This window comes from Leifsonia sp. 563 (genome assembly GCF_040545055.1).
Lineage (GTDB): Bacteria > Actinomycetota > Actinomycetes > Actinomycetales > Microbacteriaceae > Leifsonia.
The window spans coordinates 80,514-97,335 of record NZ_JBEPLE010000008.1 but is presented as its reverse complement, the minus strand read 5'-3'; the positions used below and the strand labels follow the sequence as shown (position 1 = coordinate 97,335).

Genomic DNA, 16,822 nt, shown 5'->3' with positions numbered 1-16,822 from the left:
CACACCGTGGTGGACACCCAGGCGGACGCCGAGTACCGCATCGAACACGACACGATGGGCGAGGTGCGCGTCCCGAAGGACGCCCTGTACAGCGCGCAGACGCAGCGCGCGGTCGAGAACTTCCCCATCTCGGGCGACGTGCTCGAGCCGGCCCAGATCGCCGCACTGGCACGCATCAAGAAGTCGGCCGCCCTCGCGAACGCCCGCCTCGGCGTGCTCGACCAGGAGATCGCGGACGCGATCGCCGCGGCCGCAGACGAGGTGGCCTCCGGCGCGCACAATGCCGAGTTCCCGATCGACGTGTACCAGACGGGCTCCGGCACGTCCTCGAACATGAACATGAACGAGGTGCTGGCGACCCTCGCGTCGCGTCGCCTCGGCCGTCCGGTGCACCCGAACGACCACGTGAACGCCTCCCAGTCGTCGAACGACGTCTTCCCGACCTCGGTGCACATCGCCGTGACGGGCGCGCTCATCGACGAGCTCATCCCGGCCCTCGATCACCTCGCGGTCTCGCTGGAGGCCAAGGCGGAGCTGTGGGCGGAGGCCGTGAAGAGCGGCCGCACGCACCTCATGGATGCGACCCCGGTCACCCTCGGCCAGGAGTTCGGCGGCTACGCCGCGCAGATCCGCTATGGCATTGAGCGCATCCGCGCCGCCCTCCCCCGCGTCGCCGAGGTCCCGCTCGGCGGCACCGCGGTCGGAACCGGCATCAACACGCCGCTCGGCTTCCCGCAGCTCGTCATCGAGCTGCTGACGGACGAGACCGAGCTGCCGATCACGGAGGCGCGCAACCACTTCGAGGCGCAGGCCAACCGCGACGCGCTCGTGGAGGCGTCCGGCGCCCTCCGCACGATCGCCGTCTCGCTGACCAAGATCGCGAACGACCTCCGCTGGATGGGCTCCGGCCCGAACACGGGCCTCGGCGAGCTGCACATCCCGGACCTCCAGCCCGGATCCTCGATCATGCCCGGCAAGGTCAACCCGGTCATCCCGGAGGCCGTGCTCATGGTGGCGTCGCGGGTCGTCGGCAACGACGCGACCATCGCCTGGAGCGGGGCATCGGGCCTGTTCGAGCTGAACGTCGCCATCCCGGTCATGGGCACCGCGCTGCTGGAGTCGATCCGGCTGCTCACGCAGGCCAGCCGCGTGCTCGCCGACAAGACGATCGACGGCCTCGAGGCCAACCTCGACCGTGCCCGCGCTTTCGCCGAGTCGAGCCCCTCGATCGTGACCCCGCTCAACCGGGTGATCGGCTACGAGGCCGCCGCGAAGGTCGCCAAGCACGCCGTCGCCAAGGGCATCACCGTGCGCGAGGCCGTCATCGACCTCGGCTTCGTCGAGCGCGGCGAGGTCACCCTCGACCAGCTGGACGCGGCCCTCGACGTCCTCTCCATGACCCACCCCGGCTGAGGTCTCCCACCCCCGTCGAGTACGCAAAAACTGCACGCAGAATCCCTGTTCTGCGTGCAGTTTTTGCGTACTCGACGGGGGGCGGAACTAGGGTCGAGGGGTGTTGTCGTACGGGGACGCGTTGCCGGGCAGGCCGCGGAGGGTGGTGGTCGCGGGCGTGTCCGGCAGCGGCAAGACGACGCTCGCCGGGCGCATCGCGCAGCTGACCGGCGGACCGCACACCGAGATCGACGGGCTCTTCCACGGCCCCGGATGGGAGCCGCGGCCGGAGTTCGTGGATGACGTCCGCACCTTCACCGCGGCCGACTCGTGGACGACCGAGTGGCAGTACTCCGCGGTCCGCGACCTGCTGGCCGATCGCGCCGACCTCCTCGTCTGGCTCGACCTGCCGTTTGCCCGGGTGACCCTGCCACGGGTCGTCCGCCGGACGCTGCACCGCCGCATCCACCGCACGGAGCTCTGGAACGGCAACCGCGAGCCGCGGCTCCGCACGATCTTCCGCGACCCGGAGCACATCATCCGCTGGTCGATCTCGTCACGCAACACGTACGCGGAGCGCGTCCCCGTCGCCGAGCGCACACACCCGCACCTCGTCGTCGTGCGCCTCCGTTCGACGCGCGAGGTCGAACACTGGCTCGCCGGCCCGCTTCGGGCCGCGACCGCAGCCAACAGCTCCTGAGTTTTTCGCGCGACACGCCGCGTTTCGCGCGAAAAACTCAGGAGCGGAGTGCGTGGGTCGCGTCAGAGCAAACGGCGCGCGGCGTCGAGGGCTTCCGGTGCGTCGTCGGTGAGCGGGAGGAACGACGAGCACTGCCAGCTCTGGGTTGCCGCGGCCCGCGGACTGGTCGCCTCGGACCAGGGCGGATAGACCCGGAACCCGCGCTTGCCGCCAGCACCGCCGACTGCCACGACGCCGCGCGAGGCGAGGACCTCGCTCGGGAACACGAACGCCCCGAAGCCGCTCTCCTCCCGGGCGACGATCACGAGCCGCCGCTGATCGCCCGTGTCGAACGGCTCGGTACCGCCGTCGGCCGCACGGCGCCAGACGGCGACGAACAGCCCGGTCTTGCGGGGCGTCACCCGCGCCACCCGGAACCGAACGAGACCGTCCGGGGTGTCGCACACGGCCGCGTCGTACCCGCCGTTCTCGCCCTCCGGCCGGAGCGCACCGTGCGGAACGCACAGAGCATCCATCACTCCCAGCACCCGCTGGATGTCGGCAGCAGTCATGCGCCCTCCCCCGTCACCATGGAGACGAGGGAGGGCGGCGATGTATGACGCGCGATGGGCTACGCGAGCTCGTTGGCCTCCAGCATCTCGGTGACGAGGGCGGCGATCGCGGAGCGCTCCGAGCGGCTCAGTGTGACGTGCGCGAACAGCGGGTGGCCCTTGAGGGTCTCGATCACGCTGGCGACGCCGTCGTGCCGGCCGACGCGGAGGTTGTCGCGCTGCGCGACATCGTGAGTGAGGACGACGCGCGAGTTCTGGCCGATCCGGCTGAGCACCGTGAGCAGCACGTTGCGCTCCAGCGACTGCGCCTCGTCGACGATCACGAACGCGTCGTGCAGCGACCGGCCGCGGATGTGCGTGAGCGGCAGGACCTCGAGGATGCCGCGGTCGAGCACCTCGTCCAGCACGTTCTGCGAGACCAGCGCGCCGAGCGTGTCGAAGACCGCCTGACCCCACGGGTTCATCTTCTCGCCCGCGTCGCCGGGCAGGTAGCCGAGTTCCTGGCCACCGACCGCGTACAGCGGGCGGAACACCATGATCTTCTTGTGCTGCCGCCGCTCCAGCACGGCTTCGAGGCCGGCGCAGAGCGCGAGCGCCGACTTGCCGGTGCCCGCGCGGCCGCCGAGCGAGAGGATGCCGATCTCCGGGTCGAGCAGCAGGTCGATCGCGAGCCGCTGCTCCGCCGAGCGCCCGTGCAGCCCGAAGACGTCGCGGTCGCCGCGGACCAGCTTCACTTCGCCCTCGGCGACGACGCGGCCCAGGGCCGAGCCGCGGTCCGAGTGGATGACGAGGCCGGTGTTGACGGGCAAGTCCGCGGCCAGCTCGGTGCGCATCCACTCGTCTTCGTACAGCGCGGCCATCTGGTCGCTGCCGAGCGAGATGTCGGCGAGTCCGGTCCAGCCGGAGTCGACGACCTGCTCGTGCCGGTACTCCTCCGCGGCGAGGCCGATGGAGGCGGCCTTCACCCGCAGCGGCAGGTCTTTCGAGACGACGGTGACATCGAGCCCGTCGTTGGACAGGTTGAGGGCGACCGCGAGGATGCGCGAGTCGTTGTCGCCGAGCTGCATGCCGCTCGGCAGGACGGACATGTTCGAGTGGTTGAGCTCCACCCGCAGCGAGCCGCCGTCACCGACGGGGATCGGGAAGTCGAGCCGTTCGTGCTCGACCCGGAGGTCGTCGAGGTTGCGCAGCGCCTGCCGCGCGAAGTACCCCAGCTCGGGGTCGTTGCGCTTGCCCTCGAGCTCGCTGACGACGACGACGGGGATGACGACAGCATGTTCCGCGAAACGGAAGATGGCCTTCGGATCGGAGAGGAGGACGGACGTGTCGAGCACATACGTGCGCTCTTTCGTCTTCGCCGCTCCCGCTGCCTCGCCGTTCGACCGGGTTGCTGCCTGTCGGGTTGCTGATTCCGCCACGACCACTCCCACCCCGCCGCTCCCTCGGGAGCCGGCGGATCTCACTGACGAGACGGCCGCTTGGTTTCGAGACGAACTTTTGTGGCCGTCTCGATCGGGCGCGGTGCCCGATGGGTTGAACCTACGCCCGGGCACCGACATCGGTTCGACCACGCCGCCGCGTGTCGTGTTACGACGACGTGAACAATCGCCCCCACTTCGGGGAGGGCTCCGGCGCGGGTCGGACGACCGGACGAGGGGATGCCCGGGAACCGCGATCAGGCCGCCGACGCGTACGACGTGAAGGCCGCCCGCAGCATGTCGAGCGTCTCCTCCGTCGTCCCCGCGTGCACGCTGATCCGCGCGTTCGTCGCACGCACCGAGGCCGTGACGCCGTGGTTGTGGAGGGACGCGCCGAGCACGGTCAGCTGCTCGGGCAGCGGCTCCAGCACGATCATCCCGGCGCGCTCGGCGGGGCTTCGCGAGGAGCTGACCGGCACGGCGAACTCGTCGGCGAGCTGCAGCACGCGCTCGACGTTGTCGGAGATGGCCGCGGAGATCGCGCTCACGCCGACCGCGTCGACCTCTTCGAGCGCCGCCGCGAAGCGCGCCTCCGCGACGAGGTCCGGGTTGGAGATCGAGAAGGCGCCGGCGCCGCGCACCGGCTCGAGCACCTCGTCCCACGGCTGCTGCGGCCCGGAGCCGGTCCAGCCGCTGAAGACGGGCGTCAGGTGGTCGATCGCGCGTTCGCTGAGCGCGAGGAATCCCGTGCCCCAGCCCGCGCGCATCCACTTCTGACCGCCCGACACGACGACGTCGGCGACCTCCCACGGGGCGTCGACGACACCGAAGCCCTGGATGGCGTCCACGATGAGAAGGCGGTCGCCGATCACCTGACGGATGCCGTCGATGTCGGCGAGGTAGCCGGTGCGCGAGTCGACGAGGCTCACCATCACGGCCGAGGTGCTGTCGGTCAGCTGCTCGCGGATGCGCGACGGCGTCACACGGCCGCCGTCGGTCTCCAGCCAGGTCGGCGTGATGACGCGCAGGGCCCGGGCCGCGCGCTCGGCGGCGTAGGTGAGGGACGGGAACTCGGACAGCGACAGCAGCACGTCGCCGCCGGTCAGCCCGAAGGCGGCGTGCAGCAGGCCGCTCGACGCGTTCGGCTGGAAGCTGACCTGGTCGGCTGGGAACCCGGTGAGGGCGCTGACGCCGTCGCGCACGCGCTCGTCCTCCGTGCGCATCCGCTCGATGGTGCCGTAGCGCGCCTTGGAGAGGATCTCGTACTGCCCGATCGTCTCCGCGCGCACGGTCGCGGACAGCGGTCCGACCCGTCCGTAGTCCAGATATCCGGGCTCTTCGCCGAACCCGCGGGCGTACTCCTCGACCGTCGTCACCCTCCGATTCTGGCCGAACCCGACCGGCCTCCGGAAATCGGCGACGAAACGAACGCGCCCGCTCAGCCTCCGAAACGGCGGTGCCGGCGCGAGTAGTCGCGGACGGCGCGCAGGAAATCGACCTCGCGCAGGTCCGGCCCCAGCGCCTCCACGAAGTAGAACTCGCTGTGGGCGCTCTGCCAGAGCATGAAGTCGCTGAGGCGCTGCTCCCCCGATGTGCGGATGACGAGGTCGGGATCGGGCTGGCCGCCGGTGTAGAGGTGCTCGCCGATGAGGTCGGGTGTCAGGAGGTCCGCGAGGGTCTCCAGGCTGCCGCCCTCGGCGTGGTGCGCGGCCACGATGCTGCGCATGGCGTCGGTGATCTCCTTGCGGCCGCCGTAGCCGACCGCGAGGTTGATGTGCATCCCGGTGTTGGCGGCGGTGCGCTTCTCCGCATCCGCCAGCGCCTCCAGCAGGCGGGGCGGGAGGCCCGTCGCCGACCCCACGTGCTTGACCCGCCAGTCGCGGTAGTGGGAGAGGTCGTCGGCCAGCTGGGCGATGATGTCGATCAGGTCGCCGAGCTCGCCGCTCTCGCGGTTGGTGAGATTGTCGGACGACAGCAGATACAGCGTGACGACCTGGATGCCGAGCTCGTCGCACCACTCCAGGAACTCGCGCATCTTCGCCGCACCGGCCCGGTGGCCGTGCGCGACGGTGGTCAGCCCGGCCTGCCGGGCCCACCGCCGGTTGCCATCGATGATCATGGCGACGTGCTTCGGCATCGACTCGCGATTGAGGTCGCGGCGGAGACGCTTCTGGTAGAGCCCGTACAGCAGCCCGCTACCCTCCCGCCGGCCCATCCCCGGCGTTCCGCGTCTGCTCACGCTGCTACGTTAGCGCGGCCGACGGCGCCCGGCTCACAGCATCCGGCCACCCGTCCTCCCCTACTCTTGGTCTATGTCGCCCCGAGAGAGTCAGAACCCCGGTACGACCGACGACCGCGAAGCCGATGAAGACGTCGCCGAGCTCCTCGCGGAGCCGACGGCCGACCTGAGCACCTCGGATGCGGCCGTTCAGGCGGACGAGCGCGAGGCGCGCGACGGCGGACCGGAGCTGCCGAACATCCCGCTGCTGGATGCCTCCCCTGCCTTCCCCGGCGAGGTCAAGCCGACCTGGCGTGGCTGGATCCACGCCGCGACCTTCCCGGTCACCATCGTGGCGGGCATCGTGCTGATCTCCCTTGCGCACGGCGCTCCGGCCAAGTGGGCGTCCGCGGTGTTCATGCTCACCTCGATGCTGCTGTTCGGGAACTCCGCCCTGTACCACCGCTTCAACTGGCGGCCGCGCGCCAAGATCATCCTGAAGCGCATCGACCACGCGAACATCTTCCTGCTGATCGCGGGCACGTACACCCCGCTCGCCGTGCTGGCGCTGCCGCCGGAGAAGGGCATCCTGCTGCTCACCCTGGTGTGGGCCGGCGCCCTCATCGGCATCGGCTTCCGCGTCTTCTGGATCAGCGCCCCGCGCTGGCTGTACGTGCCGATCTACGTCGCGCTCGGCTGGGCCGCGATGATGTACATCGTCGACCTCGTCGATGCCAACGTCGCGATGATGGTGCTCGTGCTCGTCGGCGGACTGATGTACACGGTGGGCGCGGTCATCTACGGCATGAAGCGCCCGAACCCGTTCCCCGGGCGCTTCGGCTTCCACGAGATCTTCCACACGCTGACGGTGCTGGCGTTCCTCTGTCATTGGACGGCGACGCTCCTGATCGCACTGCATCCCGCCTACAACGCCGGCTGAGACCTGCGGCGCGCGGGCGGCGCGGAGCGGCGGCGCGCGATCAGGTGGGCAGCGCCCGCCGCCCGGTCACCTGCTTCATGACCAGGGTCGAGGACAGCTTGCGGACGCCCGGAAGCGCTCCGAGCGGCCCGTCGAACAGCTCCTGGTACCCGGTGAGGTCGGCGGTCAGCACCCGCAGCATGTAGTCCGGGTCGCCGAACAGGCGTTCGGCCTGCACGATGTTCGGGATGGCCAGCACGCCCTCCTCGAAAGCCCCGACGGTCTCCGGGTCGGTCCGGTCGATGGTGACGAACACGATCGCCTCGAAGTCGAGCCCGACCGCGGCGGGAGAGACGACCGCGCGGTACTGCTCGATCACGCCGGCGCGCTCCAGTTCGCGCACCCGGCGGTGGCACGGCGACAGTGTCAGTCCGACGCGTGCCGCCAGGTCGGTGAGGCTGAGCCGGCCGTCCTCCTGCAGCGCAGCGAGGATCTCCCGATCGATGGCGTCCATGCAGCAGATTCTTCCACGAATGGATGCAGAAGGCACGAAAGTCGCAAGCACTTTCGGTCGCTCACGCCATAGCTTTCCGGTAGACCGCAGAGCGCGGGCGGAGGGAGGACGGCGATGGATCCGGCACTGGTCTTCGGCTTCTGGGGAGTGGCCGCCCTCCTCGTCTGCACGCCCGGCGCCGACTGGGCGTACGCGGTAACGGCCGGGCTCGGCGGCCGGACCCTCCTGCCCTCGATCGGCGGCATCCTCTTCGGGTACCTCGTGGTCGTCATCGCGGTCGCGGTCGGGCTGGGAGCGCTCGTCGCCGCCAACCCGGTGCTGCTCGACGTGCTCACGGTGGGCGGCGCGCTGTACCTGCTCTGGCTCGGGATCAGCGGGCTGGCGCGGTCGGCGACGCCGATCGCCGCGCAGACCGGCACGGCGACGGGCGGTTCGTCGTCGGTCGCGTCCTTCCTGCGGGGAGCCGGCGTCAGCGGCTTCAACCCGAAGGGCCTGCTGGTGCTGGTCGCGCTCGTGCCGCAGTTCACCAATGCGCACGGCGGGTGGGCACCGGCGGCTCAGATGCTGATGCTCGGCGGGCTGTTCGTGGCGACGTGCGCGGTCGTCTACCTGACCGTCGCCGTGCTCGCCCGGCGCCTGCTGGCGGCGCGCCCGCGCGGAACCGTGGTCATGGCGCGCGTGTCGGCGATCGCCATGACGCTGATCGGCGTCGCGCTGCTCGCCGAGCGGGTGGCGCAGGCGTTCTGACGAGCGCTACGGCCGGTCGGAGCCGTCGGAGCCGTCGCCGCGGCGCTCCGCTTCTTCCGCATCCAGCTTCTCCGCGATCTCGGCGCGGTACCGCACGCGACGGATCCGGCGCACCATGTCGAGCACCAGCAGGACGACGACCACGGCCAGCAGGAACGTCACGACGAACCCGAGCACGCCCGGGGTGACGGAGTCGTCGTCGGGCGTGCCGGACGGCGTGGGGGTCGGGGTGGCGGCCAGCCAGACGGAGGCACGCAGCAGGGCGTCGGCGATCACGCACGCACCCCCGCGAAGAGGTCGGTCTCGGGCATCTCGGTCTCCACTTTCGAGTCGATGAGCTGGAACTCCTCCGTCGGCCAGGCGGCGCGCAGGATGTCGTTGGGCCAGAAGAAGAAGGCGCTGTCGGGCGCGACCTGGCTGGCGTGGGAGCGCAGGGCGGCATCCCTCGTCTCCAACACGTCGCCGACGGGCACGCGCGTCGTCGCGAGCGGCGGCTGGTCGTCCATCCAGGAGCGCATCTGCCGGAGCTGGTCGAGGAGCGGCGACGACGGGTCCGCCGCGAGCAGGGCGTCGTGCACCGCGCGGATGCGTTCTCCGTTGAAGATGCGGTCGTAGTAGAGCTTCGACACCTGCCACGGCTCCCCGAGCTCCGGGAAGCGGTCGGGATCGGCGGCCGCGCGGTACGCCTCGACGCCGACGACGTGCGCACGGATGTGATCGGGATGCGGGTATCCGCCGTTCTCGTCGTACGTGACGAGCACCTGAGGGCGGAACGAGCGGATCAGCTTCACCAACGGCGCGACGGAAGTCCCGAGCGGGATGGACGCGAACGAGTTGAGGGGGAGGGAGCCGTCCTCACGCGCCATGCCGGAGTCGACGTAGCCGAGCCACCGGTGCTGGATGCCCAGCACGGCCTGAGCCGCCGCCATCTCCTTCCGGCGGAGTCCGGGCAGATCGCGGGCCGCCATCGCGAGAGCGTCGGCGGGGAGCCGCTCGTTGAGCACGTCGCCGCGCTCCCCTCCGGTGCAGCTGACGACCATGACCTCGTCGCCGCGGCGGACATACGACGCATACGTCCCCGCACCCTTGCTGGACTCGTCGTCCGGGTGGGCGTGCACGGCCATCAGCCTGCGGGCGGCAGCATTCACAGCTTTCTCTCCTAGTCTGGTCTCAGCCTACCGTCGCCCGACGGAGGGCTCCTGAGCGGAAGGCGGGGCTGGACGGCATGGCGGTGCACGCATGACGACGACCCACCGCGTCCCCACCCTCGACACCCGCTACGGCCGGACGCCTCAGCGCAAGCGGCGCGACCGGTGGCTGCTCATCTTCGGGGGGATCGCCGCGGTCGCCATCGCCACGGTCTGGGCGTTCTGGGCCGGCTGGGACAACGATCAGGCGAACCTCGAGACCACCGACACCGCCTACACGATCCCCGACGACAGCCATGTCGACATCTCGTTCTCGATCAATGCGCCCGTCGGCACCCCGGTGACGTGCGCCCTCCAGGCCCTCAACGAGGACTTCGCGATCGTCGGCTGGCGCATCGTCGAATACCCCGGTTCCACGAGCCGGTTGACTGCCCACACCGAGTCGATCCGCACGATCATGAAGCCCAACACGGGTTTGATCAACACCTGCTGGCTGTCCTAGTATTGTGCGGATACGCCCCGGCCGTGGCCGGGGCGTCGACTTTAGCACCGGTACCGAACCGGACCATCAGCCGAGGCGGCGTTCAGCCGCAGGCGCGAAGGAGTTCATCATGTCTCAGGAGTCTCAGGTCACGTTTCTGACCCAGGACGCGTACGACCGTCTCTCGGCCGAACTCGAGGAGCTCAGCGTCAACGGCCGTAACGAGATCGCGAAGCGCATCGAGGCGGCCCGCGAGGAGGGCGACCTCAAGGAGAACGGCGGCTACCACGCGGCCAAGGACGAGCAGGGCAAGATCGAGGCCCGCATCGTCCAGCTGACCAACCTGCTGCGGAGCGCCACCGTCGGCGCGGCGCCGGAGAGCCACGGCGTCGTCGAGCCGGGCACCGTCATCACCGCGACCATCGCGGGCGACGAGAGCGTGTTCCTCATCGGCAACCGCGAGATCGCGGCCGGCACCGACCTCCCCGTCTACAGCGAGCAGAGCCCGCTCGGCGCGGCCATCCTCGGCCTGAAGGTCGGCGACAAGACGGAGTACACGGCTCCGAACGGCCGTCAGATCGCCGTCGAGGTCACCAAGGTCGAGACCTACACCGGCCAGTAAGCCGCTCCCCCGCATCCACGCGAACAGCTCCTGAGTTTTTCCGCCGTTTCCTCGCGAAACGGGCGAAAAACTCAGGAGCTGTTCGCGTTTATTCGTCGTCGACGACGACCGGGTCGTAGCCGGCGGCGCGGAGGGCGTCGATGACGTGCCGGCGGTGGTCGGTACCGCGCGTCTCGACGCTGACGTTCAGCTCGACCTGGGTGATCTGCATCCCCCGCCCGTGCCGGGTGTGCAGCACCTCGACCACATTCGCGTTGACGCCCGCGAGGATCTCGGCGATGCGCGCCAGCTGGCCGGGGCGGTCCGGGAGCATGATCGTCAGCTTGAGGTAGCGGTCGGAGGCGGCCAGACCCTGGCTGATCACGCGCTGCATGAGCAGGGGGTCGATGTTGCCGCCGGAGAGGATGGCGACGGTCGTCCCGTCGGCGGTGACGGACCCGGCGAGGATGGCGGCGACGCCGGCCGCGCCCGCGGGCTCGACCACGAGCTTGGCGCGCTCCAGGAGCACGACCATGGCGCGAGCGATGTCGTCCTCCGACACGGTGACGATCTCGTCCACCGCCTCGCGGATGATCTCGAAGTTGAGGGCGCCGGGCCGCCGCACGGCGATGCCGTCGGCGATGGTGCCGGTGAGCGAGATGTCGGTCGGCTCCCCCGCGGCGAGCGACGGCGGGTACGCGGCGGCGTTGGCCGCCTGTACGCCGACGATGCGGACGGACCGTCCCGTGATCGCCGCGCGCTGCTTGATCGCGCTGGCGACACCGGAGATGAGTCCGCCTCCGCCGATCGGCACGACGACGGTCGAGACGTCGGGGACGGCGTCGAGGATCTCGAGGCCGAGCGTCCCCTGGCCGGCGACCACGTCCGGGTGGTCGAACGGCGGGATGAGCACGGCGCCGGTCTCGGCGGCGAAGTCGGCGGCCGCCTGCAGCGTCTCGTCGACGATGCTGCCGCTGAGCACCACGTCCGCACCGTAGGCGCGTGTGGCTTGGAACTTCGGGATGGCGACGCCGACCGGCATGAAGATCGTCGCGTGGATGCCGAGCTCGCGCGCGGCGAAGGCGACGCCCTGCGCGTGGTTGCCCGCGGAAGCCGCGACGACGCCGCGTGCGCGCTCCTCGGCGCTCAGCTTCGACATCCGGTTGTAGGCGCCGCGGATCTTGTACGAGCCGGTGCGCTGCAGGTTCTCGCACTTGAGCAGCACCGGGGCGCCGAGGATCTCGGTCAGGAACCGCGAGCTCTCCATCGGCGTCGGCTGGGCGACGTGGGCGACGATGGCGCGCGCAGCCTCGAACTCGTCCAGGCTGGGGCCTGCGAACGGGGTGCGCGTGTGATCGGTCGCGGTTGCCACGCGCTCAGCCTAGCGGCGCTCGTATGCCGGCGACTGTATGCGTGCTCGTGCTACGACCTCGCGGGCGGCCGGCGCACCGGCCGCGGGACCGTCTCCCAGATCGCCCGCTCCGGCGGCGTGTAGTTCTCCGGCGGCACATTCCGCCAGACCCCGCTCGCGATGTAGTGCACCATCACGTTCAGAACGGCGACGAACGGCACCGCGAACAGCGCGCCGGGGATGCCTGCCAGCAGCGAACCGGCCGCGACGGCGAGCACCACGGCGAGCGGGTGCACCTTGACGGCGCTACCCATGATGAGCGGCTGCAGGATGTGTCCCTCGATCTGCTGCACCAGCAGCACCACGCCGAGCATGATCAGCGCGAACACCCAGCCCTTGAAGACGAGCGCGATGAAGATCGCCAGCGCCCCGGTGACGACCGCTCCGACGACCGGGATGAAGGAGCCGAGGAACACCAGCACCGAGATCGGGATGACGAGCGGCAGCCCGAGGAAGAACGCCCCGAGGCCGATGCCGAGCGCGTCGATCGAGGCGACCAGCACCTGCACCTTCGCGAAGTTCTTGAGCGTGACCCACCCGGCCTGTCCTGCTCCGTCGATCGCCGCGCGCGACCGCTTCGGGAAGACGCGGACGATCCATCCCCAGATGCTCTTGCCGTCGATGAGGATGAAGATGGTGCTGAACAGCACGAGCAGCGCGCCCGCGAAGACGTGGCCGAGGGTGGAGCCGACCGACAGCGCACCCGAGAGGAAGACCTGGCCGTCCTGCTGGATCGACTTCCCGATCGAGACGAACGCGTTGCTGATCTGGTCGGGGCTGAGTCCGAGCGGTCCGCTCGTCAGCCAGGCTTGCAGGTCGTTGAAGGACGCGACCGACTGCTTCTGCAGCTCCCCGCTCTGCCGCGTCACCTGCCAGATCGCCAGGTAGAGCAGCCCGCCGACGACGACGACCAGCGTGATCAGCACGACGACGATCGCCAGCCACTTCGGCCAGCGGTGCCGCACCAGGAAGTCCTTGAACGGAACCAGCAGGCCCGCCAGCAGCACCGCGATGAGCACGGGGATGACGATGAGCTTCAGCTGGATGATCAAGAAGATGACGACGGCGAGGACCGCACCGATCACCAGCAGGCGCCACGACCACGCGCCGGCGATGCGCATCCCGCGCGGGACCGTCTCGTCGGCGGACTCGATCGGCTCGCCGAGCTCTCGGCGGCGGCGCTGGAACCAGGCGCGGGCCGGTGCGCGGTTGGCCTCGGGGCCGGCTCCGGGCGCAGTCGTGGGCGACGGGACGGGGCGGTCGATGTCGGACATGACCGTCAGTGTAGGCCGCGGCTCCGCTCGTTCGCCGAAACGGGGCCGCGGCTCCCGGCCCCTTGACAGCCGGGCGGATCCGGGGCCGGCCAGGGCCTTGGATCAGTACCTCGGCTCAGGGGCGCCGGCTCACAGCTGCAGGATCAGCGGCGGATACTCGATGGCCGTCCGGTACCACTGCCAGGTGGCTCCGCCGGTCTGCTGGATGGAGGCGTACGTCACCTGCGTCGGCGGCACGTGTTTGAGCCCGACGACGATGGCGACATTCCCGTTCACGATCCGCGGCCCGAGCCCGGTGGGCATCGTGCCGCCCGCGTAGCCGCCGACCGTGAGGTTCACGCTGCCGTTCGCCGCGATGACGAAGGTGACGACGTAGTCGCCGACCGCCGTCGCGCCGTAGTCGCCCGGCGTGAAGTGCACCGAGACCCCCGGGCCGCCGGACGGTGTCGGGCGGTACGTGAACGACGCGTACGGGGTTCCGGTCGTGTCCGTCTGCATGATGTCGGACGCGATGAGGGTCAGGTTGGTCCGCCCCTTCCCCACGGTGTGCGTGGGGCTGATGGTGTCGATGGGGCGGTACCACGGGAAGGTGATGACATCGTGCACCGAGATGCGGTGCGCGATGTCCGTGAGGGACTGGGTCTTCTCGAACGTTGCGGGATCGATCTGCACAGCGACTTCTGCGTCCTCCCCCGCACGCCCACCCCGATTCGGAGTCTCGCTGGACATGCGCGGACTCTACTCCGCGGTCAGCGCGCCGGGACTGCCCCATTTCCGACGTCCCGCGGCGGTGACCCGCCCACCGGCGGAGACCGACGCTACCCGGCCCGTTCGAACCAGTCGAGGGCGAGGTCGGCGACCGCTTCCGGCGCGTCATCGGTGATGAAATGTGCCGCATCGTCGACGAAGGCGAACTCGAACCGGTCGGCGACCACCGCGGTGTCGCCGCAGAGCCGGCGCAGGAGCGGTTCGTCCCATGGATGGTCCTGCCGGCCGAACACCGACAGCGTCGGGGGCCGCAGCCGCCGTCTGGCGAACGCGCCGCGAGCCAGCTGCACCGACACCGGGACGACCATGCCGCGCACCAGTCGTCGGACGGCGGCATCGACCTCCGGGCGCGCCAGAGGTGCCAGGTGCGCCTGGATGACGTCGGGGCGCAGAGGATGCGCGACATAGTCACTGGAGAAGATGCCTTCGAGGGAACGGCCGCGGCGATGCCAGATCAGCGACGGCAGGTGCCGGAAGCCAGGGAGCACCCTCGGACTGATCCTCATGAAGAACGGCGGCACGGAGAGCTGGACCCAGCTGCGCACGAGCTCCGGATGTTGGTAGGCCAACTGGGCAGCCGTGATCCCGCCCATGTCGTGGGCGACGACGTGAGGTCGCTCGATCCCGAGCGCGGCAAGGAGCGAGCGCAGGTCGGCGAGCCGCGTTTCTGGGTCTATTCGCGGGTCCTCCGCGACCGTCCACCCGGAACCACGGAGGTCCGGGCAGATCGCTCGGTACCCGTGCGCGGCGAGCCGCGACGCGACATGACGCCATTGCCACCAGTGCTGGGGGAACCCATGCAGGAGGACCACCGGCTCCCCCTCGCCGATTGTCGCGACATGACTGCGAAGACCGGGCGTCTCCACGATGAGATGTTCGAACCCGGCGGCTTCCGGCAGCGGAGGCGACCAGATGGATGCCTCGGCGGGAACCCGGCGGAGTGCGGGCGTGTCCATGATCACCCTCCCTACGATTACTACGAACATAGTAAGACTACATTCGTAGTAAGTCGAGAGAAACGGAGTGTACATGCCGACGACCAGAGAGCGTGCGCTCGACGCCGCCCTCCAGCTGCTGGGCACAGAGGGCGTACGTTCGCTCACCCATGCCCGCGTCGACTCCGCCGCCGGCCTGCCCCCGGGGAGCACCTCCAACTGGTTCCGCACCAGACGGGCGCTGCTCCGCGGCGTCGTGGACCACCTGGCCGAGCAGGAGCGTGCCGACGTCGATCCGTCAGGCGTGCCGACCGTGCACGGCGCCGAAGAACTGATCGAGATCCTCTGTCTGCTGTTCGAGGCGCAGACCGGGCCGTTCGCGGCGCGGACCCGCGCTCGCTACTCCCTGTGGCTCGAGCTGGGCTCCGACCCCGAACTCGGAGCCCCGCTGCACCACCAACGTCACGAGTTCGAGCGCTGGACCGAGCAGCTCATCCGCGGCGCCGGCCTGCCCGACCCCGCGAGGGCCGCGAAAGCGATCATGGCGCTCAGCGACGGGCTGATCCTGCATCGCCTTACCGTCGATCCTTCACTCGACGCACGACCGATCCTCAGTCGATCGGTGCGTTCGCTGTCGACCTAACCGGTAGGCAGGCACAAGCCTCCTCACCGTGTGTCAGACCACCACGCGCGGCGCGACGGTGACCGGAGACCCGGTGAGCCCCACGGCGACCCGCTCGCCCGGCTCCGGCCGCTCGCGTGCGCCGTGCTGCAGCGACAGCTCGGTGCCGTCCTCCAGCCGGACGCGCGTGCGGCGCAGCGCACCGAGGAAGCTCGTCGTGAGCACCACAGCCGGGATGCCGCCTCCGGCGAGCACGACGTCCTCCGGCCGCAGGTAGGCGGTCACGGGGCCGTCGACCGCGTCGGAGGCGAGCGGCACCTCGTGTCCGAGCACGCTGAGCCGCCCGCCGGCGACCACGCCGTCCACCCGGTTCGTGAGGCCCACGAACTCGGCGACGAACGCGGTCGCGGGGCGGTGGTACAGCTCCTCCGGGCTGCCGATCTGCTCGATCCGGCCCGCGCGCATCACGGCGACCCGGTCGGCGACGGCGAGCGCCTCCTCCTGGTCGTGCGTGACGAAGAACGTGGTGATACCGAGCTCGGTCTGGATACGGCGGATCTCATCCCGGAGCTGGACCCTGACCTTCGCGTCGAGCGCCGACAGCGGTTCGTCGAGCAGCAGGACGCGCGGCTCGGTGACGAGGGCGCGGGCGAGGGCGACGCGCTGCTGCTGGCCGCCGGACAACTGGTGCGCGTACCGGCCCGCGTGGTGGTCGAGGCCGACCAGCTCGAGGGCTTCCGCGGCGCGGCGACGGCGGTCCGCCGGGGCGACCTTGCGCATCCGCAGTCCGAACTCGACGTTCTGGCCCGCGGTGAGGTGCGGGAACAGCGAGTACGACTGGAACACCATCCCCAGGTCGCGGCGGCTGGTGGGCTCGTCGGTGACGTCGCGTCCGTCGATGAGGATGCTGCCGCTGTCCACCCGCTCGAGTCCGGCGAGCGAGCGGAGCGCAGTGGTCTTTCCGCACCCGCTGGGGCCGAGGAGGGCGATCAGCTCCCCCGGCGCAGCCTCGAGGTCGAAGCCCGACAGGCCGACGCCGCCGCCGAAGTCGCGGACGAGGTCGCGCAGCTCGACGGTGGATCCGGTGCGGGAGGAGAGGAGCGGGGTCTCGAGGGCGGTCATG

General features: G+C 70.2%; 19 protein-coding genes. 7 read left to right on the top strand and 12 right to left on the bottom strand.

The features are described from left to right. The first annotated feature begins 6 nt into the window (after positions 1 to 6). Together ABIC47_RS18340 and ABIC47_RS18335 are read left to right on the top strand one after the other, a co-directional pair. Positions 7 to 1,413 carry a class II fumarate hydratase gene (locus tag ABIC47_RS18340; protein ID WP_020077235.1) on the top strand — a complete coding sequence of 469 codons (1,407 nt, stop codon included), beginning with the start codon at positions 7 to 9 and terminating at the stop codon, positions 1,411 to 1,413. Positions 1,414 to 1,513: 100 nt separating this feature from the next. Beyond that, positions 1,514 to 2,092: a P-loop NTPase family protein gene (locus tag ABIC47_RS18335; RefSeq protein WP_354482828.1), complete on the top strand. Its 579-nt coding sequence runs from the start codon at positions 1,514 to 1,516 to the stop codon at positions 2,090 to 2,092. 62 nt (positions 2,093 to 2,154) lie between these two features. Here ABIC47_RS18335 and ABIC47_RS18330 read toward each other — a convergent pair whose 3' ends face one another. The 4 genes from ABIC47_RS18330 to ABIC47_RS18315 form a co-directional block, all read right to left on the bottom strand. Further along, on the bottom strand, positions 2,155 to 2,643 hold the full coding sequence (locus ABIC47_RS18330) for a MepB family protein (RefSeq protein ID WP_354482825.1): 489 nt from the start codon (positions 2,641 to 2,643) through the stop codon (positions 2,155 to 2,157). Positions 2,644 to 2,702: 59 nt separating this feature from the next. Further along, positions 2,703 to 4,067, bottom strand: coding sequence for an RNA 5'-3' helicase PhoH2 (gene phoH2, locus ABIC47_RS18325; protein ID WP_502910271.1), 1,365 nt, complete (start codon positions 4,065 to 4,067; stop codon positions 2,703 to 2,705). A gap of 251 nt (positions 4,068 to 4,318) precedes the next feature. Next, positions 4,319 to 5,437, bottom strand: a complete 1,119-nt coding sequence (locus ABIC47_RS18320) for an aminotransferase class V-fold PLP-dependent enzyme (protein ID WP_354482819.1) — start codon at positions 5,435 to 5,437, stop codon at positions 4,319 to 4,321. A gap of 62 nt (positions 5,438 to 5,499) precedes the next feature. After that, the gene (locus tag ABIC47_RS18315; protein ID WP_018191555.1) at positions 5,500 to 6,276 is read right to left on the bottom strand and encodes an isoprenyl transferase; all 777 of its coding nucleotides are present in this window, start codon (positions 6,274 to 6,276) and stop codon (positions 5,500 to 5,502) included. Between the two features lie 97 nt (positions 6,277 to 6,373). Here ABIC47_RS18315 and trhA point away from each other — a divergent pair, with 97 nt between their 5' ends. After that, positions 6,374 to 7,219, top strand: a complete 846-nt coding sequence (gene trhA, locus ABIC47_RS18310; RefSeq protein ID WP_089876541.1) for a PAQR family membrane homeostasis protein TrhA — start codon at positions 6,374 to 6,376, stop codon at positions 7,217 to 7,219. Positions 7,220 to 7,259: 40 nt separating this feature from the next. On the opposite strand, the gene ABIC47_RS18305 is transcribed toward trhA, so the two are convergent. After that, positions 7,260 to 7,712, bottom strand: coding sequence for an Lrp/AsnC family transcriptional regulator (locus ABIC47_RS18305; RefSeq protein ID WP_018191557.1), 453 nt, complete (start codon positions 7,710 to 7,712; stop codon positions 7,260 to 7,262). A 114-nt stretch (positions 7,713 to 7,826) separates the two neighbouring features. On the opposite strand from ABIC47_RS18305, the gene ABIC47_RS18300 reads away from it, so the two are divergent. After that, the gene (locus ABIC47_RS18300) at positions 7,827 to 8,459 is read left to right on the top strand and encodes a LysE family translocator (RefSeq protein ID WP_089876542.1); all 633 of its coding nucleotides are present in this window, start codon (positions 7,827 to 7,829) and stop codon (positions 8,457 to 8,459) included. A gap of 6 nt (positions 8,460 to 8,465) precedes the next feature. Here the strand turns inward: ABIC47_RS18300 and ABIC47_RS18295 are convergent, their stop codons facing one another. Then, a complete protein-coding gene (locus ABIC47_RS18295; RefSeq protein WP_354482816.1) occupies positions 8,466 to 8,735 on the bottom strand; it encodes a hypothetical protein in 270 nt (89 codons plus the stop codon). Next, entirely contained in the window at positions 8,732 to 9,583 is an 852-nt protein-coding gene (gene mca / locus ABIC47_RS18290) for a mycothiol conjugate amidase Mca (RefSeq protein ID WP_354483051.1), read from the bottom strand. The genes ABIC47_RS18295 and mca overlap by 4 nt, the downstream gene beginning before the upstream one ends. Positions 9,584 to 9,698: 115 nt before the next feature. Here mca and ABIC47_RS18285 point away from each other — a divergent pair, with 115 nt between their 5' ends. Together ABIC47_RS18285 and greA are read left to right on the top strand one after the other, a co-directional pair. Then, positions 9,699 to 10,109, top strand: coding sequence for a DUF4307 domain-containing protein (locus ABIC47_RS18285; RefSeq protein ID WP_354482814.1), 411 nt, complete (start codon positions 9,699 to 9,701; stop codon positions 10,107 to 10,109). Positions 10,110 to 10,218: 109 nt separating this feature from the next. Then, positions 10,219 to 10,710: a transcription elongation factor GreA gene (gene greA / locus ABIC47_RS18280; RefSeq protein ID WP_018191562.1), complete on the top strand. Its 492-nt coding sequence runs from the start codon at positions 10,219 to 10,221 to the stop codon at positions 10,708 to 10,710. Positions 10,711 to 10,798: 88 nt separating this feature from the next. Here greA and ilvA read toward each other — a convergent pair whose 3' ends face one another. The 4 genes from ilvA to ABIC47_RS18260 all read right to left on the bottom strand — a co-directional run bounded on the left by ilvA (position 10,799) and on the right by ABIC47_RS18260 (position 15,098). Further along, positions 10,799 to 12,061 (bottom strand): threonine ammonia-lyase, encoded by a 1,263-nt coding sequence (ilvA, locus tag ABIC47_RS18275; protein ID WP_354482811.1) that lies wholly within the window; start codon positions 12,059 to 12,061, stop codon positions 10,799 to 10,801. A gap of 50 nt (positions 12,062 to 12,111) precedes the next feature. Continuing rightward, positions 12,112 to 13,374: an AI-2E family transporter gene (locus ABIC47_RS18270; protein ID WP_354482808.1), complete on the bottom strand. Its 1,263-nt coding sequence runs from the start codon at positions 13,372 to 13,374 to the stop codon at positions 12,112 to 12,114. Positions 13,375 to 13,503: 129 nt separating this feature from the next. Next, the gene (locus ABIC47_RS18265) at positions 13,504 to 14,103 is read right to left on the bottom strand and encodes a hypothetical protein (protein WP_231371268.1); all 600 of its coding nucleotides are present in this window, start codon (positions 14,101 to 14,103) and stop codon (positions 13,504 to 13,506) included. 89 nt (positions 14,104 to 14,192) lie between these two features. Continuing rightward, on the bottom strand, positions 14,193 to 15,098 hold the full coding sequence (locus tag ABIC47_RS18260) for an alpha/beta fold hydrolase (protein ID WP_354482806.1): 906 nt from the start codon (positions 15,096 to 15,098) through the stop codon (positions 14,193 to 14,195). A 73-nt stretch (positions 15,099 to 15,171) separates the two neighbouring features. Here ABIC47_RS18260 and ABIC47_RS18255 point away from each other — a divergent pair, with 73 nt between their 5' ends. After that, positions 15,172 to 15,720: a TetR/AcrR family transcriptional regulator gene (locus ABIC47_RS18255; RefSeq protein ID WP_354482804.1), complete on the top strand. Its 549-nt coding sequence runs from the start codon at positions 15,172 to 15,174 to the stop codon at positions 15,718 to 15,720. A 33-nt stretch (positions 15,721 to 15,753) separates the two neighbouring features. Here the strand turns inward: ABIC47_RS18255 and ABIC47_RS18250 are convergent, their stop codons facing one another. Beyond that, positions 15,754 to 16,821, bottom strand: a complete 1,068-nt coding sequence (locus tag ABIC47_RS18250; RefSeq protein WP_354482802.1) for an ABC transporter ATP-binding protein — start codon at positions 16,819 to 16,821, stop codon at positions 15,754 to 15,756. Position 16,822 lies beyond the last annotated feature (1 nt).